The organism is Pseudomonas sp. GM78 (genome assembly GCF_000282475.1).
Lineage (GTDB): Bacteria > Pseudomonadota > Gammaproteobacteria > Pseudomonadales > Pseudomonadaceae > Aquipseudomonas.
Genome location: NZ_AKJF01000027.1, coordinates 1 through 25,274, shown reverse-complemented (window position 1 = coordinate 25,274; position 25,274 = coordinate 1). Strand labels below are relative to the sequence as shown.

The following is a 25,274-nucleotide window of genomic DNA, read 5'->3' as shown; positions in this document are numbered from 1 at the left end:
AGGAGCTACCATGCCTCGTTTTGCTGCCAATCTAAGCATGCTCTACCCGGAACATGAGTTTCTGGATCGTTTCGCCGCCGCGGCTGCCGATGGTTTCGAAGCGGTCGAGTATCTGTTCCCCTACGACTACAGCGCTCAGGAGCTCAAGCAACGCCTGAGCGACAACGGCCTGGTACAGGCTCTGTTCAATGCGCCACCCGGTGATTGGGCGGCGGGCGAGCGGGGGACGGTGTCGTTGCCGGGGTGTGAGAGTGAATTTCGTAGCGGTTTGGATCGCGCCCTGGAATACGCCAGCGTGCTGGGTAATTCGCGTGTTCATGTCATGGCCGGCCTGCTGCCATCCGAGAGTGACCGGCCACGGCATCACGGCGTGTACCTGGAAAACCTCGCCTATGCCACGGCTCAGGCCGCCAAGGCAGGTGTCACCGTGTTGCTCGAACCGATCAATACACGGGACATGCCGGGCTTTTTCCTCAACCGGCAGGACCAGGCCCAGGCAATCTGCAAGGAAGTGGGCGCCAGTAACCTCAAGGTTCAGTTCGATTGCTACCATTGCCAGATCGTCGAAGGCGACCTGGCCACCAAACTGCGTCGGGACTTCGACGGTATTGGGCATATCCAGATCGCTGGCGTGCCGGACCGGCATGAACCGGACTTGGGAGAAGTCAATTATCCCTACCTGTTCGAGCTGATCGACCAGTTGGGTTATGACGGCTGGGTAGGGTGTGAATACCGGCCGCGTGGCAACACGTCTGCCGGCTTGCAATGGTTGCGTGACTGGAAGGCGCGTCAGGCTTAACAGGGCAGGTAGCTCGCGGGCTCTGCTGGATGCGGGAGCCCGTCGTTTCAGACCACGGGATTATCAGACGGTAGCAAAAGTTCGACACCTTGCTTGCGAATGCCGTCGGCCGCGGCAGGGGTCAAGGCATCATCGCTGAGGATGATATCGAACTGCTCGAGCCCGGCGATCTTGTACATACTAAAGGTGCCGTATTTCGAACTGCTGGCCACCAGCACCACTTGCGAAGCCGATTGCATCGCGGCCTGCTTGACCTCCACCTTCAGTGCCGACGGTGTGGTGAGTCCGCGACGCAAATCCCATGAGCTGGTCGATATGAACGCAATATCGGTGACGACCTGACGCAAGGTGGCCACTGCCAGACCGCCCACGCATGATTGATTGGAGTGATCCAGTTGCCCGCCGGTATGAATTACGGTGACATGGGGCGCTTCGATCAGTGCCTGGACGACGCCGAAGTCGTTGGTCACCACGGTCATGCCCGACAATGCCTTGATGTAGGGGACGATTTCCAGGGTGCTGGTTCCCGCGTCCAGGTAAATCGTCATGTCGGCATGCAGTAGCCGGGCGGCGAGTTTGGCCATTGCCTGCTTCTGCGGCAACTCCACCACCGCCTTGAGCTGATGGCTGGGCTCACTGTGCAACTGGCTGGCAATTCGCACACCACCCGTTACCGAATAAGCACGACCTTCCTGCTCCAGCAACGCGATGTCGCGGCGTATGGTCATGTGCGAACAGTCGAACATTTCCATCAATTGATGAACACTGAGCACCTGATGCTTTCGCAACTGTCGCAGCATCAATTCACGGCGCTGTTCAGGGATCATCGGTGCGCCGCTTTCGGTGGCGATGTCCTTTTGACTTGGCATTCGGGCTCCAGAATGAATAAATCCGCAAACGATGAAGACGGACAACCATAGTAGCGAATCTGCTTCTGGATCAGACAAAAAAGAAGGTGCCTGCGCACCTTCTTTTATCTACCTTACCTGGACTTCAAGACTTTCGGATTGGAATTGCCCCAGATCGTATACAAGTCAGCCAACAATGCGCCGTTGATGGTCTCAAGCTCCGTCTGGGTAATCTCTTCATCACCTTGTTTGCCGTACAGTACAACCTCATCTCCCGCCCGCACGCCCTTGATACCACTGACATCAACCATCAGGGTGTTCATGGTGACCTTGCCGATCACCGGCGCGCGTTGGCCGTGGATCAGCACTGAGGCTTTGTTGGAGAACGCTCTTCGATAGCCGTCGGAATAGCCGGCCGGGATATTGGCGACCAACGAGTCTTTGCTCAGGGTAAAGGTGCGGTCGTAGCTGATCGTACTGCCCGCCGGGTAGGCATTGACCGCCGCGACCTGCGATTTGAACTGCATCACCCGTTGAAATTCGTTATGTCCACCCACTGGGTAGCCGTAGAGCGCGGCACCTGGGCGAACCATGTCTAGCCAACCCTCCGGTACCTCAAGGGTGGTGAAGGTGTTGGCACAGTGCAGGGTGATCCGACTGCGGTCCAGTTTGGCATGCTCGATCAACCAGCCGGACTGCTCCTTGAATTTGGCCAGCCCCTGGAGGACATCCTCGCGCTCTTCGACCGGGAAGTGGGTCATGATTCCGACGATATTCAGATGGTCCAGCCGAGTCAGATCCACCGCCTGTTGTTGCCCCGCAGACGTGCTCATTTCCAGACCGTTTCGGCTCATGCCTGCCGAGTTCAACGCCAAGTGAACCGGCAGCTTCAGGCCCTTGCGGGTGGCCAGTTCATTGAGCTGAAGTGCAACCTCCAGGTTGCCGACCAATTCTTCGATGTTGTAGCCCAGCGCATTCTCGACCTCTTCAAAGGTAGCGCTACGTAAACGCATCAGGCGTCCCTTGAAGCCTTTTTCCCGAGCAACACGTGCTTCCTCGTTGCTTGCCACGCCGATACAGGTGATCCCCATCCTGATCGCGGAAGGAATCAGTAAAGCAATGCCATTTCCATAAGCGTCGGCTTTCATAACGGCACACATCTGGCTTTTGCCCGCCAGGCGTTGCTGAAGTTTGGTGATGTTTCCTTCGAAAGCAGCCTGATCAATCTCCAGCCAGGTATTGGCCTGGCCCGATTGACTGTCGGCACGAGTATGTTCAGGTGCGGGATCGAGTAAAGGAGCAGCGTTGGCCACCGGCATCATTGCCGTCAAGGCCAGGGCGAGCGTCAGCGTGCTGAGCATGAAACGTGGCATATCGAGTCTTCCATAGTGGATGAGGAAAGGCTTCATGCGGCCGTGGATTTGGCATCAGCCAGATCCATCGGGCATGCGGCGAACAGCCATGGAATTCTTATGCAAAGGCTAAGTTTGTTTATGTGGAACCAGGTGTCTCGCGCAGCGGATGGCGCTGTAAAACAGACTGAAACGACCGAGGGTTTGTTCAGCGGGCCACCTGGCAGCCGCAGGGTCGCCAGATGAGCACGTTGAAGAGTCGAGTTGAGTCAGGCCCGAAGCCTTACATCGGTTGCTGAAGGCTGCAGCAGAGCGAACAGGTTCTTGGGATCTTGCAGCTCTGGCACCAGTTGGATATCACTGCCAATGTTCAGTGCTCTTGCAACATCCAGCACATAGCGCAAGGCGGAGTAGTCCTCCAAGGCGAAGCCTACCGAATCGAACAAAGTGACTTCCTCGGCATGCTGGCGACCTTGAGTCTGACCAGTGACGACTTTCCAGAACTCGATAACCGGTGAATCGACGGGCATCTGCTGTATTTCCCCTTCAATACGGCTTTGCGGTTCGTACTCAACCATGACCCGCGCACGTTCCACGATGTCACGGTGCAGTTCGGTCTTGCCGGGACAGTCACCGCCCACCGCGTTGAGGTGCATGCCGGGTTCGATCATTTCAGGCGTCAGAATGGTTGCGTAGGCCTTGTCGGCCGTGACCGTGGTCACGATATCGGCACCGCGTACCGCTTCCGCGACGGTGCTGGCAATGGTCACCTGAATATCGGGGTAGGCCCGCAGGTTGGCGACCAGCTTTGCCGTAGCGCGAGGGTCGATGTCGTAGAGACGGATTTCAGTAATGCCTAGCAATGTGTTGAAGGCCAGGGCCTGGAATTCGCTCTGCGAGCCGTTGCCGATAAGCGCCATTCGGCGACTGTCCGGTCGGGCGAGGTAGCGGGCCGCCAGCGCAGACGTGGCGGCAGTGCGAATGGCAGTCGTCAGCGTCATTTCACTCAGTAACACAGGCTTGCCGGTATCGACGTCTCCTAGCGCACCAAACGCCATCACTGTCAGCATGCCGTTTTGCGTGTTCTTTGGATGTCCATTCACGTACTTGAAAGCGTAGAGCGCTGCATCAGACACCGGCATCAACTCGATGACGCCCTCGGGTGAGTGGTTCGCCAGGCGCGCACACTTTTCGAAATCTGGCCAGCGTATGTAGTCCTGACGGATGTATTCGGCCATTTCGGTCAGGCAGCGAGGCAAGCCTTTTTCCTGTACGAGGTGGCTCAGATCATTCACGTCAATGTAACGGGTCATATTGGGTTCCTTTGCGTGTCTTTTAGTGTGCCGGTCTGGACTACCTTTTTCCGTTCGAGATGGGGTGGTCCATTTATTTGCAACGGACTTATTGTCGAGTTAATGGAGAGAAGATTTCGGCTAATGCTGACCCTGGGTACAGCCAGAGCAGTCGAAAACAGAGCGCGCGCAGCGGAATCGGCCGGGTGCGATTTACTACTCATCGTTATGCAGATGAAAAACGCCTTAACGGTAACCACCTTTCCTGTGAAGCTTCCACTGAGTGAAGAAGCGGTGACTCACAGCCGACGACAGAATCGGCTGTGAAAGTCCTTTGTTCAGCACAGGCACGCTGTTTGAACATGGGCTTACGACACCAGCACTCTCCCGGCAATTGGCATTCTGACGGTCCGTTTCAAGCACTTGTTGTTCGCCGCTTGAGATGGATGCAACTCCGACGACTGGCTGCTTCCAGTTGAAAACAACAACAAAAACGGCTGCGGTAAACACCGCATCGACTCTCTGCCCCTATCAAAAAAGTGTGGTCCGACGCAAGCGCTGGATCGCGATAAATCCAAATAATCCGGGACTCAAGAAGATGAACATCAAATGGCTGACTTTGCCGGCACTCGCGTTGCTTTGCTGCACCACGGGCGTCAGTGCCAAGGAATGGAAGGAGCTGCGATTTGGCGTCAACCCCAGTTACCCACCCTTTGAATCCACCACGGCCGATGGCGGGGTTCAGGGCTTCGGCGTGGATCTGGGCAATGCAATATGTGCCGAGCTGAAGCTGACCTGCGTGTGGGTCAGCAATGATTTCGATGGACTGATTCCGGGGCTCAAGGCCGGTAAGTTCGATGCCATCGAATCTTCGATGACCGTTACCGACGCGCGCAAAAAACAGATCGATTTTACCGATCGCCTGTATGCAGGACCGACCGCCATTGTCACCCGCAAAGACTCCGGACTGCTGCCTACCGCCGAGTCGCTGCGCGGCAAAACCATCGGTTACATGCAGGGCACGATTCAGGAAACCTACGCCAAGGCCAAACTGGGGCCGGGCGGGGTGAAACTGCGGGCCTATCAGAATCAGGATCAGGTCTATGCCGACCTGGTTTATGGTCGTCTCGATGCGTCGATCCAGGACAAGTTGCAAGCGCAGATGAGTTTCCTGACCTCGCCCCAAGGGAAGAACTTCCAAAACAGTGAAGGTATCAGTGACCCGTTGGTGCCATCAGAAATCGCCATCGGTGTGCGCAAGGACAACGAAGAGCTCAAAGGCATGCTCAATGCCGCCATCAAGGCCCTGCACGACAAGGGCATCTACGCGCAGATCCAGCAGAAGCACTTCGGTGATCTGGACCTCTACAACAACTGATCCTCGTGCCCCGATCGCAGTGACACAGCGACCGGGGCGCATCAAGACTGGTGACTGGCGTGAATTCCTTCCTGAATGTTCTGGGGGTCGACCTTTCGGCCCTGCAAGGCTATGGCCCTTTGTTACTGCACGGCACTTGGGTCACCCTCAAACTGTCAGCTCTCGCTCTACTGGTGAGCATGGCGCTGGGCCTGCTCGGCGCGGCGGCCAAACTGTCGCCGCTGAAGCTGTTGAATGTACCGGCGACCTTTTACACGACGCTGATCCGTGGCGTGCCTGATTTGGTGTTGATGCTGCTGATTTTCTACAGCCTGCAAGGCTGGCTAAGCGCCCTGACCGAGGCTATGGGGTGGCCTTACATGGAGATCGACCCGTTTGTGGCTGGCATCATCACGCTTGGTTTTATCTATGGCGCGTATTTCACGGAGACGTTTCGCGGGGCAATTCTGAGCGTGCCACGCGGGCAACAGGAAGCTGCGGCGTGCTTTGGCCTGAACCGTTGGCAGCGCTTCCGTTTCGTGGTGTTCCCGCAAATGATGCGTTTCGCCTTGCCGAGCCTGGGCAACAATTGGCTGGTGCTACTCAAGGCTACAGCGCTGGTATCGATCATCGGGTTATCAGACCTGGTAAAAGTCGCGCAAGAGGCCGGTAAGAGCACCTTCAACATGCTTGATTTCCTGTTGCTGGCCGCGGCGCTTTACCTGCTGATTACCAGCGCGTCGAACTATGTGCTGCGCGTGCTGGAGCGCCGCTATAACCAGGGCGTACGGGGGATGGCGCGATGATCGAGTTAATTGCCGAGTACTGGAAACCCTTCCTGTTCAGTGACGGTGAAACCGTCACCGGGCTGGCGATGACCCTGTGGTTACTGGTAGCAAGTATCGCGATGGGGTTTGTCCTGTCGTTGCCTCTGGCGGTCCTGCGCGTGTCCCGCTGGGGGCTTCTGCGTTGGCCGGTTCAGGTGTTCACCTATGTGTTTCGCGGCACGCCGTTATATATCCAGTTGCTGATTTGCTACAGCGGGATCTACGGTGTTGCAGTGGTGCGTTCGCAGCCGCTGCTGGAAGCGTTTTTTCGCGATGCGATGAATTGCACGCTGTTGGCGTTCACCCTCAATACCTGCGCGTACACCGTTGAAATTTTTGCCGGAGCGATCCGCAGCATCCCCTATGGCGAAATCGAAGCGGCTCATGCTTATGGCCTGAGTGGCTGGCGCCTGTATCTGCAACTGATCCTGCCCTCGGCGCTGCGCCGCGCGCTGCCGTACTACAGCAACGAAGTGATCCTGATGTTGCATGCGACGTCGGTGGCGTTCACCGCGACGATCCCGGACATATTGAAAATCGCCCGGGATGCCAACGCCGCGACCTTCATGACGTTTCAGGCATTCGGCATTGCCGGCCTGTTGTACCTCACGCTGTCGTTCGGGCTGGTCGGGGCGTTCCGGCTGGCAGAGAAACGCTGGCTGAGCTTCCTGGGCCCGGCTCACTGACTTCCATTTTTTATCCAGAGCGGCGCCCATGAGGCAGCCGCTTCAGGAGTACACGCATGTACAAACTCACAGTTGAAAATCTGTATAAACGTTTTGGTGACAATGAAGTGCTCAAGGGCGTCTCGTTGAACGCACAGGCAGGGGATGTGGTGAGCATGATCGGCGCCAGCGGTTCGGGTAAAAGCACCATGCTGCGCTGCATCAACTTTCTGGAACGCGCAGACGAAGGCGCTATCGCTTTGGATGGAGAGCGAGTCCTCACCCGCCAAGGCGTCGGTGGCATGCGCGTGGCCAACCCCAAGCAGTTGCAGCGCTTGCGCACACGACTGGCGATGGTGTTCCAGCATTTCAACCTCTGGAGCCACCTGACTGTACTGGAGAACATCGTGCTGGCGCCGTGTCGAGTCCTGGGCATGAGCCGCAAGGCCGCGGAAGAGAGCGCACGGGCGTATCTGGACAAGGTTGGATTGCCGCAGCGGGTGGCCAATCAATATCCGGCATTTTTGTCGGGCGGGCAGCAACAACGGGTGGCGATTGCCCGTGCCCTGGCGGTGGAACCGGAGATTCTGTTGTTCGATGAGCCGACGTCGGCACTCGACCCGGAACTGGTGGGTGAAGTCCTGAAGGTGATTCAGGCGCTGGCGGAAGAAGGCCGGACGATGTTGATGGTGACTCATGAAATGGGCTTCGCTCGTCAAGTCTCCAGCCAAGTGTTGTTCTTGCATCAAGGGCGAGTCGAGGAGCAGGGTGATGCTACGATACTCGACCGGCCAACCAGCGAACGTTTGCAACAATTTCTATCGGGTCGTTTGAAGTGAGGCAAGGCGTACATGGCGGATATCCGCGATCTGTCGATCGTGCTTGATCGTATCGATCAGGCAATCATTGAAGTGTTGCGCCACGAAGGGCGAATCACTTATCAAAAGCTGTCCGAACGTGTGCACCTGACTCCCAGACCCTGTCTGGAGCGGGTTCGAAAACTCGAACAGCTTGGGGTCATTCGCGGCTATGGTGCGATTCTTGACGAGAAAAAACTGACGCCGGGTTTGTCGTTGCTGGTGCTGGTAGCGTTGTCGAACCAAAGCGGACGCGCGGCGCAAAAGGCCTTCGAGGCCAAAGTCCGTGCCTGCCCACAGGTTCTGGAATGTCGCCTGATCAGCGGCGCTTTCGACTACAGCCTGCGCATGCGATGCCGGGATATGGAGCATTACCGGGTGTTGACCGAAGTCTGGTTCGACGACCCGGAATTGCACATCGACAAACTGGTCAGCCACCCGGAACTGGCAATGGTCAAGACCTCCATGGAGTAAGTTCAAAATCGCTGCCGAGAGCAGCGATTTTTTTTGTTTTTCGACTCACCGAATCGGCTGGACAACTAATAATCTTCAGCCGTTTTCATCACCGCAAAAGCCTTTATCAACCGGGTTTTTCCCGCCTCGAATCAGACAATGAGACTCTCTCGCCCCTCATTGAGTCTGTGCCCATGCAAACCACCAATACCGTATTGATGATTCGCCCGACACGTTTCTCCTTCAATCAGGACACAGCGGCGAACAACCGTTTCCAGCGTCCGGCAACAGTTGCTGAAGACGTACAACTCAAGGCCCTTGCCGAGTTCGATGGCTATGTCGCCGCGTTACGACGGCACGGCGTCAAGGTTCTGGTGCACAACGATCGCGAAGCGCCGCATACCCCGGATTCGATCTTCCCCAACAACTGGTGGAGCAGCCACCCGGACGGCACCTTGGTGTTGTACCCAATGCAAGGTCACAACCGGCGTCTGGAGCGAGATAAAGGTGTACTCGACGGGTTGCTGGACGAATACCGGGTCGAGCAGGTGCTGGACCTGTCCAGCCTCGAAGAGCATGAGGTTTTCCTAGAGGGCACCGGCAGTATGGTCCTCGATCGGCAGCAGCAGATTTGCTATGCCGGGTATTCCACACGCACCCATGCTCAGGCCCTGGATCAGTTGGTCAACCATTTGGGTTATCAACTGTGTGCGTTCAACGCGGTGGACCGCCGAGGCGTGCCGATTTATCACACCAATGTGATGATGAGTGTCGGTACCCGGGTGGCGGTGGCTTGCCTGGCGTCCGTGCCCCATTTGGGTGAGCGCGCGGCGCTGCTCTCGCGCCTTGAGGCCAGCGGCAAACAGGTCGTTGCCTTGAACTGGGCGCAGTTGGAGTCCTTTGCTGGCAACATGCTGGAAGTGCACAACGCGGCGGGCGAACCGCTTTTGGTGATGTCACGCACAGCCTGGCAATCGCTTGACGCCGATCAGCGTCGCTTGATCGAAACCCACACCACGCCATTGCCTGTGAACATTGACACCATCGAGCGCATTGGTGGCGGCAGCGCGCGCTGCATGCTGGCAGAGGTGTTCCTGCCCAAGCACTCGTTCGCCCAAGAACACGCGCGATGATTGTCCACCCTGCAACATCTGACGATATGCCGGCCAAAACTTCCTTTGCCAACCTGCTTGTAGCCGGAGGGGGCACGAAAGGTCTTCGGAAGGGTTCATCCAAACACGAACCGGCACTGGGTATGCTCAAAGCGGAAGGTTTTGAGCATCGTGACTACATCGATATCTTTGACAGTGGTCCACTGATCGAGTGCGCCACCGGGAATATTCGTGCCGTGCGCGATAGCCAGATACAGCAACTGAGTATTGGCACGCCGGGCGAGCTAGCAGCGACACACTTGATTCATAACCGTCAGCTTGTCGATTGCCGGATTACTGCGGCCGCGGCACGAGTTGCAGGCCGGTAGGCTGATTGTTGACGCTCAAATCGCCAAGGCAGAGGCTTCGGTGCGGGCGGTGAGTCTGGCACTGCCTGCTTTGCAACAATCAGCGGCTTAAATAGCTTACGAAAAAAGTATCGCAGCCTGCGTCAGCCCCTATAGGTCGAATTCATCTCATTTTGGTGGGTGAGCACGGTGAAGAGAGCTGCCGCGTGCTGCATTTTCTCAATTCTGCTTCGTCATCAAATCATCAATAGCCTCAGATCGACTACCGACCTCTCGCATTCTGCATGGACTCCCAGTCTTTTAGCTGAGGCATCCCGCCCACTTCGCCCCCTTTGTATAACGCTAGCTTCTACTTATTCATAACTCGAGCTGTTTGCTCCAAAACCCGGCTGCGCCTAGGTTAGCGCCTAGCCGAGCTTCAAGCTTTGCATAAAAGAACAACAACAAGAGAGGCGAAAAATGCCTGTGATAACCATCGGTATGGTGGGAATCGGCCAGCTTGGCCTTCCTATCGCAACCAACCTGCTTGCGGCCGGATTTCGCGTTGTCGGTTACCGACGTCGAGATCGCGAGGCCTTCATCCGTCAGGGCGGCATCGCGCTCGAAAGCCCTGCCGCCGTAGCGGCGCAATCAAACTTCATCCTCACTTGCCTGCCCAGCGAAGTGGCCCACATGGAAATCATGGAGGGGCCTGATGGCCTGCTTCAGTCCATAGGGCCGCAGCACACGCTCATCGAGATCGGCACCTATCACAAAGCCTTCAAGCAACGAATGGCTCAGCGTATCGGGCAACGTGGTGCGCGGGTGTTGGAAGCGGAGGTCAGTGGTACTCCATCAATGGTTTCCCAACGCAAGGCTTCCTTGTTTCTGGGTGGTGATCCTGACTTGGTGGAGCACTGCAAGCCAGTGCTCGATGCGATCGCCGACATCCAGTTCCACATCGGTGGGTTTGGGTGCGCAGTCGCGATGAAATTGATCGCCAACTATCTGGTGACTATTCACACCTTGGCCGCAGCTGAGGCGCTAAACCTCGGCGTGAAAGCGGGGTTCAGCGCACAGCAGGTGGTTGAGGTGATTCGCCAAAGCGCGGGTGGTTCAACGATGTTCAGCGCAAGAGCACCGATGATGGCTGATCGTCATTTCCTGCCGGCACCAGGACCTTTTGCCACGCTGGAAAAGTACATCGACATGGCCAGTGAGCTGTCCGAGGAACTCGGTAGCGCCGCGCCTTTGTTCAATTCCGCCAAGCCCTACTTTCTAAGGGCTATTGAAGAAGGCATCGGTGAAGAAGATATCTCGGCAGTGATCAAGTTGATCGAAGCCGACTCCAAAGCCGACTCCCAGGCACCTTCCAAAAAAGAGAAAACAACATGCTGATTGAACAACGTACCTATCAACTCAAGCCTGGCGCCTTGCACGAATTCCTACGTGCTTACGAGGAGGAGGGACTCCCACTTCAGGGCGAGGCACTGGGCAACCTGATCGGTTATTTCAAGCCGGAAACGGGGGACATCAATCGGGTCATTCAGTTGTGGGGATATTCCAGCTTTGATGACCGTGCCCAACGCCGAGCGGCGCTGTCCAGTGATCCAAGATGGCGTACGTTCCTAGGCAAGAACGGCCATCTGGTGGTTGCCCAACAGGTGGAACTTTTGAGCGCCGCACCCTTTTCCCCTATTCGTTAAAAAGGAGCGTCCAAGATGATTCGTTCTCTACAACACGTAGGCATGACTGTTCCGGATCTGGAAGTAGGTCGCTCCTTCTACGAAGCTGTCGGGCTCGAAGCCCGCATGGCAGGTGATCATTTGGTGTTGCGCTGTAAAGGGCGAGCCCAGGATCAAGTGCGACTGATGCCCGGCACCACAAAGCGCCTGAGTTATATCTCGTTTGGTACCGATGCTGAGGGCCTGCAGACGATTCGGGAAAACCTCAGCTACCACGGTGTGGTCATCCATCCGGCACCGTTTGATATCGGGCAGGACGGATTGTGGTTTCGTGACCCGTCCGGAGATTGGGTTCACGTCACCGACGCCGATTCCATGCCGGTAGCGACTTTGCCGACGCCAGAGTTGAACACCCCGGGCCGTTACCGTCGCATCGGTCAGCGCGGCTGCACACCGGCCTCGAAGTTGCGCCGAGTGACGCCTTTGCGCCTGGGCCACTTGATCAAGTTCACCCCTGATGTGGATCGTTCGATCGACTTCTATACCCGGGTGCTGGGGATGAAAGTCTCTGATCGCGCGGGGGACAAGATCGCCTTTCTGCGCTGTGGCTGTGGTGGTGATCACCATGTGTTGGGCCTGGCAAAGAGCAGCCATAGTGGCCTACATCATCTCAGTTTCGAAGTGATGGATATCGATGAGATCCAGTTGGGCGCTCAACACCTGATGAGCCTGGGTTATGCAAGCGCATTTGGCCTGGGTCGACACGTGGCCGGCTCCAACTACTTTCACTACATCCGCGACCCTTGGGACAGCATGGTCGAATACTTCTGGGACATCGATGTCATTCCCGAAGACGACAGCGAATGGCTGGCTATCGACGGCGAGCCCAAAGACGTGATCGCCGTGTGGGCAACCAATCCACCGCCTGAAGCCTTCATTCAAAACTTCGAGGCGGCGCATGATGAGTGATAGCTCTACGACCAAGGAACTGTTGGCAGGGATGTTGAACAAGCCGCTGTTCGTGGTCATGCGTACGCCACGGGACCTGACCCGCGTACCAGAGCTGCTGGACGCCCACTTGAAGTGGGCGATTCTCGCGCAGCAACGCGGCGAGTTGTTCGCTTCCGGGCCCTTTGTCTCGGATCAGACCCTTCCCGGTCAGCTGGGGGGTATGAGCATTTTGCGTGCGGCGGATCATGCCGAAGCACTGCGCATCGTCCAGTCAGATCCCTTTATCGCCCACGGCGTTTATGACGTGGATGTGCGCAAGTGGCTGCTCATGGAAGGCGGCCTCACGCTCCACGTCAGCTTTTCCAACCAACGCTTTTCGCTCCTGTGATGGTGACCCCATGAAGTATCAGCTTTTCACCTATCGGACGGATGTCCAGTCAAACGCTACCGGCCTGCTGGTTGGCGAATACGCCTATGATCTTGGTCAGCTTGTGGCCAAGACCGGCCTTGAATTGCCGGCAGTTTCCGTCGATGCATTGCTCGAGCGCTGGGAGACGTCCAATCCACAGCTGCAAAAGCTTGCAATGGCAGTGTTTGAAGCGCCAGCGCTCTATGAATCGCAACGGCTTGATCTAGCCACATTGCACTTTGCTCCTTTTCTGGAACGTCCAGGCACGATCTATTGCGCGGGAGCAAACTATCGAGACCATGTCGAAGCCATGGCCCGTGCGTTCAACATGAAACTGTCGCTGGATCCGCGCAGCGAGGGCATTGCTCCCTGGCATTTCATCAAGCCTGGCCGCGGTAGTCTGGTCGCACACAAGCAAGCGGTAGACTTTCCGGCAGGTGTCCGCATGCTCGATTGGGAAGCCGAGTTGGCGGTGGTGATTGGCAAGCGAGCATCGCGTGTCTCCATTGAAGAGGCGCTCGACTATGTGGCGGGTTACACCTGCGCCAATGACCTGTCCGCACGTGATCGACTGCGTCGCGAGCAAGTCGACCCCAGCTCGCCGTTTCGCTTCGACTGGATTGGCCACAAATGCTTCACGGGTTCTTGCCCGCTGGGCCCGTACCTGACGCCGGCACAATTTGTCAAAGATCCTGAGAACCTGGATATCAAGCTGTCGAGGAATGGTGTGTGGGTACAGGATTCCAATACCCGCAACCATATGTACGGCATTGCAGAGCAGATTTCCTATCTGAGCCAGACCATCGATCTGTTTCCCGGTGATGTTCTGTTGACGGGAACACCGGCGGGCGTGGGCATGGAAAGCCACACATTCCTGGACCGCGGCGATGTATTGAAAGTCTGCATCGAAGGGCTCGGCGAGCTGGAAACCACTATTCGGTAACACCTTGCTGAGGGCCGGGCAATCAATGCCCGGCCGTTGAATAACTCAACTGTTTGCAGCGTCCTGACAAATGACGGTGTGCTTCGCTGCGCCTGAAATTTGCCAGTCGCCTTTCAGTAACGCCAGCACTGAAAGCTGCAAAAAAAACTCTCCTCCATCATACAAAAATAATAATGGTACATGAGATGAGCACACCAAGATCAAATGCTCTGCGCGCGACAAGCGCCTGGATCTGTTCCCTCTGCGTCGGCCTTCTTTGCGTTCCGCTGGCCCAGGCAACAGAGGGCGGCGGCAGTTCATACCCACTGGGTGTGAATACGGTCGGTGCGGGAAAGATGCCACCGCCAGGCTTTACCGAGTTCTTTTACTTATCCGACTACAGTGCGAACAAGACGCTGGACGGCGATGGCGACAAGAAACAAGGCATCCACAACTTCGACCTTAATGTTCAGGCACTGTCGATTCGAGTGGATTATGTCTATCAGGACTTCACGATATTGGGAGCCAAACTGGCCAGTCGCCTTGCCTTGCCCTTGATCAAGGGTGACATCAGTTTTGATGTCGATACGCCTGCCGGTCGGATTCATCGCAGCGACCATCAAGAAGGTGCCGGCGATCTGACGGTGGTTCCTTTTGTATTGGGGTGGAGCTCTCCGCGGTACCACCAGTTACTCGGTCTGGATGTGTTTGCGCCCATCGGGTCCTATGACAAGGACCGCCTTTTCAACCCCGGTCGAAACACGTGGGCTTACGGGCCCTGGTATTCCTTTACCGCCTATCCGCTGGAGAATCTGGAGGTCAGCGCCAAGCTCATCTACATGATCAATGGCGAGAACTCCGAAACCAACTATCGCTCTGGCCGTGAGTTCAACGCCGACTACAACATCGGCTACAACATCACCCGCGAATGGCAGGTAGGCGTGAACGGCTACTTGTACAAGCAGCTCAGCGACGATGAAAAGAATGGCCAGACCTACTTGGATGGTAACCGTGGTCAAGTCGCCGCTATAGGCCCCGCGATCAAATACCAGACCCCGGCAATCGGGTTTGTCATGAAATGGCAGCACGAGACGATGGTAGAGAACCGAGCTGAAGGTGATCGCATCTGGCTGCAGGCTGTTTACCGATTCTGAACGTCGCGTCCTTGATGGGAAGTCATAAGAACGTGGCGGCCCATCGAACGAATATCACTGTCCAATAATTAAAATCAGGTGAAACCATGACTGGAATATCCAAGTGGCACGTACTGATCGGTGGATTCATTGCGTACCTTTTTGATGCAATGGAGATCATTCTGCTAACGCTCGCACTGCCCGTTATCCGCCAGGACCTGGGTTTCAGCCTCCACGAGGTGGGTGCGCTGGCTAGCGCTACATTGTTGGGTATTGGTGTCAGCGGAGTTGCCACAGGCTGGTACTCCGACAACTTCGGCCGGCGCAAGGCACTGATTGCATCGCTGGCGATCTTCGGTGCACTGACGTGCGTCTTTGCATTCGCCCATGATCTCTACGTACTGATGGGCCTGAGGTTTATCTCGGGTCTTGGGCTCGGTGGGGTATGGACAATCCTCTCGGCTTATATCGTTGAAACGTGGCCGCCCAAGCAGCGCGCCAGGGCCATATCCTTCGTGATCAGTGCCTTCCCGGTTGGCGCCATCGCCGCTGCCCTGGCGGCAAAGTTCATGCTGCCGGAATGGCGTTTGATGTTTTTTGTGTCCGGCGCCTCGGTGATACTGCCGATTATTTATGTGTATTTTCTGATTCCGGAATCGCCGGCCTGGAAAGCTCAACGCGTTACTCAGGGCACTGCTGCGCAGCGGATATCGGTCAAGGAGATTTTTTCGCCTGAGTTACTTCGTTACACCCTGCTGGGGTCTCTTGCAGCCAGCTTTGCGTTGCTTGGTTCGTGGGGCGTCAGCACGTGGCTGCCCACCTACCTGATACAGGACCGTGGCTTGAGTCTGGCGTCGATGACCAGCTTTATGGCGGTATTGCATCTCGGGAATTTCTTTGGCCTGAACGTATTCGGCTTCATCGCCGACCGCATTGGCAAGCGGCTTACGATTGTCATATCGCTGTTGCTGACATCCATGATGGCGCTGGTCTATGTCTATACCACCCAGACCCAATCGCTGATCTGGATAGGGGCGGGGTACGCATTTTTCATGGTATTCGCCGGGTTGTTCGGCTCTTACTTCAGCGAGATGTACCCCATCCGGGTGCGAACGCTTGGGGCGGGCTTCTGTTTCAACGTGGGCCGAGGCCTGGCGGCTTTTGCCCCCGTGCTGCTCAGTGGCATTGCCAGCTTTTATAGCCTGGCGGCGGGACTGATGGTGTGCGCCGGGTTCTACGTCATCTCCGCATTGTTTGTGATCTCCATGCCAAGGAACAAAACAGTGAGCGAGGTGAGTACGCAGTCCGCCAATGCAGACATTGCCAAGGAGGCAATCGGGTGAACTGATTCGTTGGTCCTAATACCGCCCCGTATCTACTGATACGGGGCTTTTTTTTGCGTTTGAAAATCGGAGTTTGATGTCGGCATCTGTATAACGATTTCAGATAGTGCGAATAACTAATATTTGCTTCTTTTATCCATCGGGCGACGGGAAGATGAGTCCCAGACAACTATAAATAAGAGGACATCCCTCATGATCAACCTGCATGACATTCGATACGTTCGGCTGGGAACCGCGAATCTGGACGAGGCACGTCGCTACGCCACCCAGGTTCTCGGATTGCAGATCGCCCGCGAAGCCAATGGTGCGGTCTACTTCCGATCGGACAGTCGCGACCATACGCTTTGCTACTACGAGGGTGACCCGCAAGAAACCACGACGGCATTCGAAGTAAGGACTGCCCAAGACCTCGAGGACGCGGCAGTCTTGCTGGAGCGTAATGAATACAGCGTGCAGCATGGGTCGCGTGCAGACGCTGAAGTGCGTTATGTAGACGACTTCATTCGCTTCAAGGATCCCAGCGGCAACAACATCGAGCTGGTCTTGCGTCCCCAGGCAAGCGGGCGACGCTATTTCCCTAGTCGCGATGCCGGCATCACCGGTTTCAGCCACATTGGCTTGCGCACCATGAATGCCCGGCGTGATGAACTGTTCTGGACTCAGCTGGCAAACGCCAGGGTTAGTGACCGAATTGGCGAGGCGCCACTGCTGCGTATCGACGAAATCCATCACAAGATCGCCTTGTTCCCTTCGTCCCATCCCGGCGTGCAACACATCAACCACCAGGTGGAGTCCGTCGATGACTTGATGCGTGCCTATTACTTCCTGGTTGAGCGGGGCATACGCATCCTCTTTGGTCCGGGCCGCCACCCCACCTCGGGCGCGATGTTCCTTTATTTCGAGGGACCTGACGGCATGACATACGAATACTCGACAGGGGTCAGCCTGATCTCTCCAGAAAATGATGCAACCCACCAACCTCGGCAGTTTCCGGCGGAGGGTGCGGGATTCTGCGCATGGGGTGCGAAGCCAGACATTCCGGAGTTCAAATCGTGAGTCGCTTGCCATTACCCGGCCGCGAGGAGCAGTCGCAGGTGCGCGTGGCTGCGCGCGCTTTGGCCCGTGCGGGTCTGGTGCATGCCTACGGGCACTGCAGCCTGCGTCTGGATGAGGAGCACTTTCTGGTCTGCGCCCCGCAACCGATGGGTTTGATCCAGCCGGGCGAGCCAGGAATCGTGGTACCGGTCAAAGGTGAGTTGCCCGACGGCGTGCTGGGTGAGGTTCGTATCCACCAGCAAATATATCGTCGGCGCCCAGACGTCCACGCCGTGATCCGAAGCATGCCTGCCCAGGTCATGACCCTGTCATGCGCAAGGCTCACACCTCAACCGCGCCATGGCATGGGCAGCTACTTTCAGCAGCCAATCCCGCTGTGGGACGACCCGCAACTGCTGCGCAGCGACGAGCAAGCCAGCGCCTTGGCCAATCAATTAGGGCAGGGGAATGCGCTGGTCATGCGTGGCAACGGCGCCATCGTCGTTGGCGCGTCACTGATCGAAGCGTTGACGCTGACCTGGTATCTGGAAGACGCCGCGCGGATTGAGTTGCAACTGCACAGCGCAGGTCTTGCCACCCAAGGGCCGGTACTCGACCCACAGGCCTGCGCGCGACGGGCTGTCACCAGCGGCCGAATTTACGAACGTATGTGGGAATACCTGACGGCGGGTGATCCCGAAGCCAGCGCTCCAGCCAACTAGAAAAAGAAGGAACACCTTATGCCTGCTAAAGAATTCCGCCATTTCATCAATGGTGAATGGGTGAGTAGCACCCGTACCTTCGAAAACCGCAACCCAGCCGATAACAGCCTGATCGGCTTGGTGCACGAGGCCGGCAAGGCTGAGGTCGACGCCGCCGTGCGAGCTGCGCAAGCAGCATTGAAAGGCCCTTGGGGCAGCATGACTGTCGCCCAGCGAACGGCCTTGTTGCACAAAGTGGCGGAGGGCATCGAACGTCGCCATGAAGAGTTTGTGGCTGCGGAAGTGGCCGACACCGGCAAACCCCGCGCACTCGCCGGGCACTTGGACATTCCCCGTGGGGCGGCCAACTTCAAGGTGTTCGCCGACCTGATCAAGAATGTGCCGACTGAAAGCTTCGTGATGGACACCCCTGACGGTGGCAAGGCGGTGAACTACAGCGTGCGAGCACCACGTGGCGTCATCGCTGTTGTTTGTCCCTGGAATCTGCCGCTGTTGCTGATGACCTGGAAGGTTGGGCCGGCCCTGGCCTGTGGCAATACTGTCGTGGTCAAACCCTCCGAAGAGACTCCGGCCACCGCCACTCTGCTCGCCGAAGTCATGAATGAAGCCGGCGTGCCACCGGGTGTGTACAACGTGGTGCATGGTTTCGGCGGGGACTCGGCCGGTGCCTTCCTCACCGCTCACCCTGAGGTCAATGGTGTCACCTTCACCGGTGAAACCGGCACGGGCGAGATCATCATGAAGGCCGCAGCCAAGGGTATCCGCCCGGTATCGCTGGAACTGGGCGGCAAGAACGCCGGTATTGTTTTCGCCGATGCGGACCTGGAAAAAGCCGTCAAAGGATTGGGGCGCGCCGTGTTCGAGAACAGTGGCCAGGTCTGCCTGGGGACCGAGCGCATCTACGTGCAACGTCCGCTGTTCGAGCGTTTTGTCGCTGCGTTCAAGGCCCACGCCGAAGGCATCAAAGTGGGTGATCCGAACCAGCACGACAGCACCATGGGGCCGGTCATCTCGCTCGGTCACCGCGAAAAAATTCTCTCTTACTGCCGTCAGGCTGTCGCCGATGGTGCAACCGTGGTCCACGGCGGTGGCATTGCGCAGGTACCGGAGCACCTGGCCGAAGGCGCCTGGTTCGAGCCGACGATCTGGACCGGCCTTGCCGAAACCTCGGCCGTGGTACGCGAGGAAATTTTCGGTCCGGTTTGCCACATCGCCCCCTTTGATACCGAAGAAGAAGTCGTCCGCCTGGCTAACGACACACCCTATGGCCTGGCTGCCAGCGTGTGGACTAGCAACCTGCAGGTCGCTCATCGTCTGGGCAGTGCACTGGACGTGGGTGTTTGCTGGATCAACTCGTGGTTTCTGCGCGACCTGCGTACCGCTTTCGGCGGTGCCAAGCAGTCGGGTATCGGCCGTGAGGGGGGCGTGCATTCGCTTGAGTTCTACACCGAACTGCGCAACGTCTGCGTGCGGCTGTAAGGAGCCATTCATGAATAAACAAGAGATCCACGTACTCGGTCAGCAACTGCACCAGGCCCTCAGCAACGGCCAGGCTCTGGCGCCACTGACCGACACCTACCCGGACATGACCCTGGAGCAGGCCTACGAGGTACAGCTGGCGATGATCCAGCGACGCCTTGACGACGGCCAGCGGGTCATCGGAAAAAAGATCGGCGTCACCAGCAAAGTAGTGATGGACATGCTCGGCGTCGATCAACCGGACTTCGGTCATCTGCTCTCGGACATGCCCTATGCCGACGGCGCCGCCATCGCCATCGACGGTTTGATCGCACCCAAAGCCGAAGGCGAAATCGCGTTCGTGCTTAAGGAAGACCTGCATGGCCCCGGTATCACCGTGGCTGATGTTTTACGGGCTACTGACTATGTGATGCCGTGCTTCGAGATCGTCGATTCGCGCATCCGTGACTGGAAGATCCGCATCCAGGACACCGTCGCCGACAACGCCTCCGCCGGGGCTTTCGTCCTGGGCGGGCAGGGCGTGTCCCCGCGTGACGTTGACCTGGCCTGTGTCGGCATGACCCTGGAAAAGAACGGTGAAGTGGTTGCCACCGGCGCCGGTGCTGCGGCCCTCGGCCATCCGGCGAATGCCGTGGCCTGGCTGGCTAACAAACTCGGTGAACTTGGCATTGGCCTGAATAAGGGCGAAGTCATTCTCTCTGGTTCACTGGCGGCCATGGTACCGGTCAAGGCCGGTGATCAATTGCGCATCAGCCTGGGCGGTATCGGCTCGGCTTCTGTTCGTTTCGTTTGAAGGAATCCTTTATGAATCTCTCTGCAAGCACTATCGCCCAACTGGCCGAACACCTGGAAAACGCCGAGCTCAACCGCGAGGCGGTGGCCAAGATTACCGACGCCCACCCGGACATGGACTGGGAAGACGCCTACGCCATTCAGGACACCATTCGCCAACGCAAAGAGTCACGCGGTGTACGTATCGCCGGCCTGAAAATGGGCCTGACGTCTTTCGCAAAAATGAAGCAAATGGGGGTCACTGATCCGATCCACGGCTTCCTAACGGACTACGGCTCTTGCCTGGACGGCGCGGCTATCGATGTTGACGGGTTGATCCATCCCAAGGTCGAGGCCGAGATCGCCTTTGTCCTCAAGCATCCGCTCAAGGGACCGGGCGTGCATGTTGGCGACGTATTGGCGGCTACAGATTTTATTTTGCCGGCAGTTGAAGTGATCGACTCGCGCTACGAGAATTTCCGCTTCGATCTCAAGAGCGTCATTGCCGACAACACCTCTTCGGCACGCTTCGTCACCGGCGGACAAATGAGTGGCGTGCAGGGCATTGACCTTAAATGCCTGGGTGTGGTGCTGGAAAAGAACGGCGAAGTAGTCGCCACCGGTGCCGGCGCCGCGGTGCTCGGGCACCCGGCGCAGAGCGTCGCCATGCTGGCCAACATGCTCGGTGCCAAGGGGCGTGAACTGCCGGCGGGCTGCTTCATCATGACCGGCGGCATCACCGAGGCCATTGCCGTTGCTGCCGGGGACAACATCACCGTCCGCTACCAGCATTTGGGCAGCGTCTCCATGCGCTTCACTTCGTCCAGCCAGCGTTGATCCGGAGCTATCGACCATGCCTATCGCCATGATCCACCTCGCCGAAGGACGCAGTGAAGAGAAGAAGCATGCGCTGTTGGTCAATGTCACCCAGGCCATCGCGCAAAGCCTCGATGTGCCCGTAGATAGCGTCCGTGTGCTGCTTCAAGAGATTCCCGAAACGCAGTGGGCTGCGGGTGGCAAGACCCTTGCCGAACGCCGGCGTGGTAACGCCTGATCCCAGACTGTGTGCAACGACAGGACAGAATAACAATGAGCAATCCAATAAGCGTCGCCATCATCGGCTCGGGCAACATCGGCACTGACCTGATGATCAAGATTTTGCGTCACGGCAAGCACCTGAAAATGGCCGCTATGGTCGGCATCGACCCGACTTCTGATGGTTTGGCCCGCGCCCAACGCTTGGGCGTGGCGGTGACCCATGAAGGTGTTGAAGGCCTGACCCGCATGGACGAATTCAAGGACATCGATTTCGTCTTCGATGCCACCTCGGCCGGCGCCCACGTGAAGAACGACGCCTTCCTGCGTTCGATCAAACCCGGTATCCGTCTGATCGACCTGACACCTGCAGCCATCGGCCCGTATTGCGTGCCGGTGGTCAATCTGGAACAGAATCTCGGCCAACTCAACGTCAACATGGTCACTTGCGGTGGACAGGCGACCATCCCCATGGTTGCAGCGGTATCACGCGTGGCCAAGGTGCACTACGCCGAAATCGTCGCCTCGATCGCCAGCAAGTCCGCGGGTCCCGGCACTCGTGCCAACATCGACGAATTCACCGAAACCACCTCCAAGGCTATCGAAGCGATCGGCGGCGCAGCCAAGGGCAAGGCGATCATCGTGATGAACCCGGCCGAACCGCCGCTGATGATGCGTGACACGGTGTTTGTGCTGTCCGAAGCCGCTGATCAGACTCTGGTCGAGGCCTCCATCGAAGAGATGGCGGCCGCCGTACAGGCCTATGTGCCGGGCTATCGCCTCAAGCAAAAAGTCCAGTTCGACGTCATCCCCGAAGACGCACCACTGAACATACCGGGTCTTGGCAAGTTCTCCGGCCTCAAGACCTCAGTGTTCCTTGAAGTCGAAGGCGCCGCCCACTACCTGCCAGCCTATGCAGGCAACCTCGACATCATGACTTCCGCTGCCTTGGCCACCGCCGAGCGTATGGCGCAGTCAATGCTCAACGCCTGAGGAGACCGTCATGACTTTCAATCCCGGCAAAAAAATTTACATCTCCGACGTAACCCTGCGCGACGGCAGCCACGCGATTCGTCACCAGTATTCGCTTCAAAACGTGCAGGACATCGCCCGCGCCTTGGACAAAGCCAAGGTCGATTCGATCGAAGTGGCGCACGGTGATGGCCTGCAAGGGTCGAGCTTCAACTACGGCTTCGCCGCCCACACCGACCTGGAATGGATCGAAGCCGCCGCCGATGTGATCAGCCACGCCAAGATCACTACCTTGTTGTTGCCCGGCATCGGCACCGTGCATGACTTGAAAGCAGCCTACAACGCCGGTGCCCGGGTGGTGCGCATCGCCACTCATTGCACCGAGGCCGATGTGTCGAAACAGCACATCGAATATGCCCGCGAGCTGGGCATGGACACCGTCGGTTTCTTGATGATGAGCCACATGATTCCGGCCGAGCAGTTGGCTGCCCAAGCCAAGTTGATGGAGAGCTACGGCGCGACCTGCGTGTACATGGCCGACTCCGGTGGGGCGATGAACATGCAGGACATCCGCGAGCGTTTCCGGGCGTTCAAGGCGGTGCTCAAGCCGGAAACCGAAACCGGCATGCACGCGCACCACAACTTAAGCCTGGGCGTGGCCAACTCCATCGTCGCGGTGGAAGAGGGCTGTGACCGCATTGACGCCAGCCTGGCTGGCATGGGGGCGGGGGCGGGCAACGCGCCATTGGAGGTGTTCATCGCTGCCGCCGAGCGACTGGGCTGGAATCATGGCACCGACCTCTACACCTTGATGGATGCCGCCGATGACATCATCCGTCCGCTGCAGGACCGTCCGGTGCGGGTAGATCGCGAGACGCTGGCGCTGGGTTATGCAGGCGTTTATTCCAGCTTCCTGCGTCATGCCGAAGCGGCGGCCCAGCGCTACGGGTTGCGTACCGTCGACATCCTGGTCGAATTGGGGCGGCGAAAAATGGTCGGTGGGCAGGAGGACATGATCGTCGATGTGGCACTGGACCTGACACGACGTTGAGTTATCCACGCGTCCGCATAACACTAAGGAATTCCAGTTTTACTGCACCTGCCGGTCGAAGCCCACGTCGCTTTGCTGGCAAGTGCAGTGTTTTGGTTTCTGAATATCCATCGTAAGCGAATTGTCCAAGGTTGCACCTCAAGCGCGGATACATGATTTTAGAGGAGAGTGAAATGCTCAAGGCTTCAGACGTCGTAGTGCAGTGCCTCGAGAATGAGGGCGTAGAGTTCGTGTTCGGGATTCCTGGTGAAGAGAACCTGGATTTACTTGAATCACTCAGGCGCTCCAACATCCGGCTCGTTCTCACTCGACATGAGCAATCGGCTGGTTTCATGGCGGCAACCTATGGCCGGTTAACCGGAAAAACGGGAGTCAGCTTATCGACCCTTGGCCCTGGCGCTACGAACCTGGTCACTGCTGGCGCCTATGCCTACTTGGGTGGAATGCCAATGCTCATGATTACCGGGCAGAAGCCAATCAAAAAGTCCAAGCAGGGCCGTTTCCAGATTCTTGATGTTGTTGGGATGATGCAACCGCTGACCAAGTACACCCACCAGTTGGCGTCCGCTGACAACATTCCCTCGCGTGTGCGTGAAGCTTTCCGCCTTGCTGAGGAAGAAAAGCCCGGAGCGGTTCATCTTGAACTTCCCGAGGACATCGCCGCGGAGCAGACCGAAAGCCGGCCAATTCCTCCGAGCCTGCATCGTCGCCCACTGGCCGAACACAAGGTCATCGAGGCCGCTGTCGAGAAATTGCAGACAGCCCGTAGCCCAATTCTCGTGATTGGTGCCGGCGCCAATCGCAAGATGACTGCCAAGGTACTCAAGCAACTGATCGACAAGACCGGCATCCCTTTTGTCACCACTCAGATGGGCAAAGGCGTGGTAGATGAGCGTCATCCACGCTTCCTTGGCAATGCCGCACTGTCTTCCGGCGACTTCGTGCACCGTGCCGTCGAGGCAGCTGATCTGATCGTAAACATTGGCCACGACGTGATTGAGAAACCGCCATTTTTCATGGTCCGTGGCGGCACCGAAGTCATCCACATCAACTTCCGCTCCGCCGAGGTCGATCCGGTGTACTTCCCACAGGTCGAAGTGATCGGCGATATCGCCAATGCTGTTTGGCAGATCGGCGAGTCCTTGAATGACACTTCACACTGGGACTTCACCCGCCTTATGACGATCCGTGAATCCAACGAGGCCCAAGTGATCGAGGGGGCGGACGACAACCGTTTCCCGATCTACCCGCAGCGCTTTGTCGCCGACGTGCGTCGTGCCATGCCCTCCGAAGGCATCGTGGCTCTGGATAACGGCATCTACAAAATCTGGTTCGCGCGCAACTACAAGGCACATAAACCCAACACCGTACTGTTAGACAATGCCTTGGCAACGATGGGTGCGGGCCTGCCTTCGGCGATGGCTTCACATTTGGTCTATCCGGATCGTCCTGTGGTAGCTGTGTGCGGTGACGGAGGCTTCATGATGAATAGCCAGGAGCTGGAAACCGCCGTACGTTTGAAGATGAACCTGACGGTCATCATCCTACGCGATGATGGCTACGGCATGATCCGTTGGAAGCAGTCCAACATGGGGTTCACTGATTTTGGGCTGGACTACGGCAACCCGGATTTCGTCATGTATGCGCGAAGCTATGGTGCCAAGGGCCATCGGGTGGAAAGCGCCGAAGGCTTCTTGCCGCTACTGCAGCGCTGCATCAGTGAGCCAGGTGTGCACGTTATCGATTGCCCGGTGGATTATTCCGAGAACGATTTCATTCTGAACCATGAGCTGAAAAGACGTAGCGCTTTGGTTTAAGCCAGCGCTCGCCAACCCCTCATTCAGAAAAGGAAACGTCATGCAGCTTAAAGACACCCAG

The 25,274-nt window shown here is 57.4% G+C and carries 26 protein-coding genes and 1 pseudogene; 24 read left to right on the top strand and 3 right to left on the bottom strand.

Going from position 1 to position 25,274, the window contains the following annotated elements; all coding sequences use genetic code 11:
- The first annotated feature begins 10 nt into the window (after positions 1 to 10).
- Positions 11 to 799 carry a 2-oxo-tetronate isomerase gene (gene otnI / locus PMI35_RS28545; protein WP_008055330.1) on the top strand — a complete coding sequence of 263 codons (789 nt, stop codon included), beginning with the start codon at positions 11 to 13 and terminating at the stop codon, positions 797 to 799.
- A gap of 47 nt (positions 800 to 846) precedes the next feature.
- On the opposite strand, the gene PMI35_RS28550 is transcribed toward otnI, so the two are convergent.
- The 3 genes from PMI35_RS28550 to PMI35_RS28560 form a co-directional block, all read right to left on the bottom strand.
- Positions 847 to 1,668 (bottom strand): DeoR/GlpR family DNA-binding transcription regulator, encoded by an 822-nt coding sequence (locus PMI35_RS28550; protein WP_008055329.1) that lies wholly within the window; start codon positions 1,666 to 1,668, stop codon positions 847 to 849.
- 113 nt (positions 1,669 to 1,781) lie between these two features.
- Positions 1,782 to 3,020 carry an alanine racemase gene (alr, locus tag PMI35_RS28555; RefSeq protein WP_008055328.1) on the bottom strand — a complete coding sequence of 413 codons (1,239 nt, stop codon included), beginning with the start codon at positions 3,018 to 3,020 and terminating at the stop codon, positions 1,782 to 1,784.
- A 248-nt stretch (positions 3,021 to 3,268) separates the two neighbouring features.
- The gene (locus tag PMI35_RS28560) at positions 3,269 to 4,312 is read right to left on the bottom strand and encodes an ornithine cyclodeaminase (protein WP_008055327.1); all 1,044 of its coding nucleotides are present in this window, start codon (positions 4,310 to 4,312) and stop codon (positions 3,269 to 3,271) included.
- Between the two features lie 577 nt (positions 4,313 to 4,889).
- On the opposite strand from PMI35_RS28560, the gene PMI35_RS28565 reads away from it, so the two are divergent.
- From PMI35_RS28565 to PMI35_RS28670, 23 genes and pseudogenes are all read left to right on the top strand, one after another.
- Positions 4,890 to 5,669, top strand: a complete 780-nt coding sequence (locus PMI35_RS28565; RefSeq protein WP_008055326.1) for a transporter substrate-binding domain-containing protein — start codon at positions 4,890 to 4,892, stop codon at positions 5,667 to 5,669.
- A 59-nt stretch (positions 5,670 to 5,728) separates the two neighbouring features.
- A complete protein-coding gene (locus PMI35_RS28570; protein WP_032831321.1) occupies positions 5,729 to 6,454 on the top strand; it encodes an ABC transporter permease in 726 nt (241 codons plus the stop codon).
- Positions 6,451 to 7,161, top strand: a complete 711-nt coding sequence (locus tag PMI35_RS28575) for an ABC transporter permease (RefSeq protein ID WP_008055324.1) — start codon at positions 6,451 to 6,453, stop codon at positions 7,159 to 7,161. Before PMI35_RS28570 ends, PMI35_RS28575 begins: the two co-directional genes overlap by 4 nt.
- A gap of 56 nt (positions 7,162 to 7,217) precedes the next feature.
- Positions 7,218 to 7,979, top strand: coding sequence for an ABC transporter ATP-binding protein (locus tag PMI35_RS28580; RefSeq protein WP_008055323.1), 762 nt, complete (start codon positions 7,218 to 7,220; stop codon positions 7,977 to 7,979).
- A gap of 12 nt (positions 7,980 to 7,991) precedes the next feature.
- Positions 7,992 to 8,471, top strand: coding sequence for an Lrp/AsnC family transcriptional regulator (locus tag PMI35_RS28585; RefSeq protein ID WP_008055322.1), 480 nt, complete (start codon positions 7,992 to 7,994; stop codon positions 8,469 to 8,471).
- Positions 8,472 to 8,644: 173 nt separating this feature from the next.
- Positions 8,645 to 9,583 (top strand): citrulline utilization hydrolase CtlX, encoded by a 939-nt coding sequence (gene ctlX, locus PMI35_RS28590; RefSeq protein WP_008055320.1) that lies wholly within the window; start codon positions 8,645 to 8,647, stop codon positions 9,581 to 9,583.
- A 33-nt stretch (positions 9,584 to 9,616) separates the two neighbouring features.
- Positions 9,617 to 10,021, top strand: a pseudogene (locus tag PMI35_RS0132195) (arginine N-succinyltransferase); the annotation flags it as partial.
- Positions 10,022 to 10,368: 347 nt separating this feature from the next.
- Positions 10,369 to 11,286, top strand: a complete 918-nt coding sequence (locus tag PMI35_RS28595; protein WP_008055318.1) for an NAD(P)-dependent oxidoreductase — start codon at positions 10,369 to 10,371, stop codon at positions 11,284 to 11,286.
- A complete protein-coding gene (locus PMI35_RS28600; RefSeq protein ID WP_008055317.1) occupies positions 11,280 to 11,594 on the top strand; it encodes an NIPSNAP family protein in 315 nt (104 codons plus the stop codon). The genes PMI35_RS28595 and PMI35_RS28600 overlap by 7 nt, the downstream gene beginning before the upstream one ends.
- A 15-nt stretch (positions 11,595 to 11,609) precedes the next feature.
- Positions 11,610 to 12,542 carry a VOC family protein gene (locus tag PMI35_RS28605; protein ID WP_008055316.1) on the top strand — a complete coding sequence of 311 codons (933 nt, stop codon included), beginning with the start codon at positions 11,610 to 11,612 and terminating at the stop codon, positions 12,540 to 12,542.
- Positions 12,535 to 12,912 carry a YciI family protein gene (locus PMI35_RS28610; protein ID WP_032831320.1) on the top strand — a complete coding sequence of 126 codons (378 nt, stop codon included), beginning with the start codon at positions 12,535 to 12,537 and terminating at the stop codon, positions 12,910 to 12,912. The genes PMI35_RS28605 and PMI35_RS28610 overlap by 8 nt, the downstream gene beginning before the upstream one ends.
- A gap of 10 nt (positions 12,913 to 12,922) precedes the next feature.
- Positions 12,923 to 13,876: a fumarylacetoacetate hydrolase family protein gene (locus PMI35_RS28615; RefSeq protein ID WP_008055313.1), complete on the top strand. Its 954-nt coding sequence runs from the start codon at positions 12,923 to 12,925 to the stop codon at positions 13,874 to 13,876.
- Positions 13,877 to 14,061: 185 nt separating this feature from the next.
- On the top strand, positions 14,062 to 15,009 hold the full coding sequence (locus PMI35_RS28620; RefSeq protein ID WP_032831319.1) for a SphA family protein: 948 nt from the start codon (positions 14,062 to 14,064) through the stop codon (positions 15,007 to 15,009).
- A gap of 86 nt (positions 15,010 to 15,095) precedes the next feature.
- Positions 15,096 to 16,331, top strand: coding sequence for an MFS transporter (locus PMI35_RS28625; protein ID WP_008055311.1), 1,236 nt, complete (start codon positions 15,096 to 15,098; stop codon positions 16,329 to 16,331).
- Positions 16,332 to 16,523: 192 nt separating this feature from the next.
- Entirely contained in the window at positions 16,524 to 17,387 is an 864-nt protein-coding gene (locus PMI35_RS28630) for a VOC family protein (RefSeq protein ID WP_008055310.1), read from the top strand.
- Positions 17,384 to 18,088, top strand: a complete 705-nt coding sequence (locus PMI35_RS28635; RefSeq protein WP_008055309.1) for a class II aldolase/adducin family protein — start codon at positions 17,384 to 17,386, stop codon at positions 18,086 to 18,088. The genes PMI35_RS28630 and PMI35_RS28635 overlap by 4 nt, the downstream gene beginning before the upstream one ends.
- 18 nt (positions 18,089 to 18,106) lie before the next feature.
- On the top strand, positions 18,107 to 19,567 hold the full coding sequence (locus PMI35_RS28640) for a 2-hydroxymuconic semialdehyde dehydrogenase (RefSeq protein ID WP_008055308.1): 1,461 nt from the start codon (positions 18,107 to 18,109) through the stop codon (positions 19,565 to 19,567).
- A gap of 10 nt (positions 19,568 to 19,577) precedes the next feature.
- The gene (gene dmpE / locus PMI35_RS28645) at positions 19,578 to 20,360 is read left to right on the top strand and encodes a 2-oxopent-4-enoate hydratase (protein ID WP_008055307.1); all 783 of its coding nucleotides are present in this window, start codon (positions 19,578 to 19,580) and stop codon (positions 20,358 to 20,360) included.
- Positions 20,361 to 20,371: 11 nt separating this feature from the next.
- A complete protein-coding gene (gene dmpH / locus PMI35_RS28650) occupies positions 20,372 to 21,175 on the top strand; it encodes a 2-oxo-3-hexenedioate decarboxylase (RefSeq protein WP_007987885.1) in 804 nt (267 codons plus the stop codon).
- A gap of 16 nt (positions 21,176 to 21,191) precedes the next feature.
- Entirely contained in the window at positions 21,192 to 21,392 is a 201-nt protein-coding gene (locus PMI35_RS28655; RefSeq protein ID WP_008055305.1) for a 2-hydroxymuconate tautomerase family protein, read from the top strand.
- 35 nt (positions 21,393 to 21,427) lie between these two features.
- Positions 21,428 to 22,366, top strand: coding sequence for an acetaldehyde dehydrogenase (acetylating) (locus PMI35_RS28660; RefSeq protein ID WP_007971595.1), 939 nt, complete (start codon positions 21,428 to 21,430; stop codon positions 22,364 to 22,366).
- 10 nt (positions 22,367 to 22,376) lie between these two features.
- Complete coding sequence (gene dmpG / locus PMI35_RS28665; RefSeq protein ID WP_008018097.1) at positions 22,377 to 23,396, top strand: 4-hydroxy-2-oxovalerate aldolase; 1,020 nt, start codon at positions 22,377 to 22,379, stop codon at positions 23,394 to 23,396.
- 173 nt (positions 23,397 to 23,569) lie between these two features.
- Entirely contained in the window at positions 23,570 to 25,213 is a 1,644-nt protein-coding gene (locus PMI35_RS28670; protein WP_008055303.1) for an acetolactate synthase large subunit, read from the top strand.
- Positions 25,214 to 25,274 lie beyond the last annotated feature (61 nt).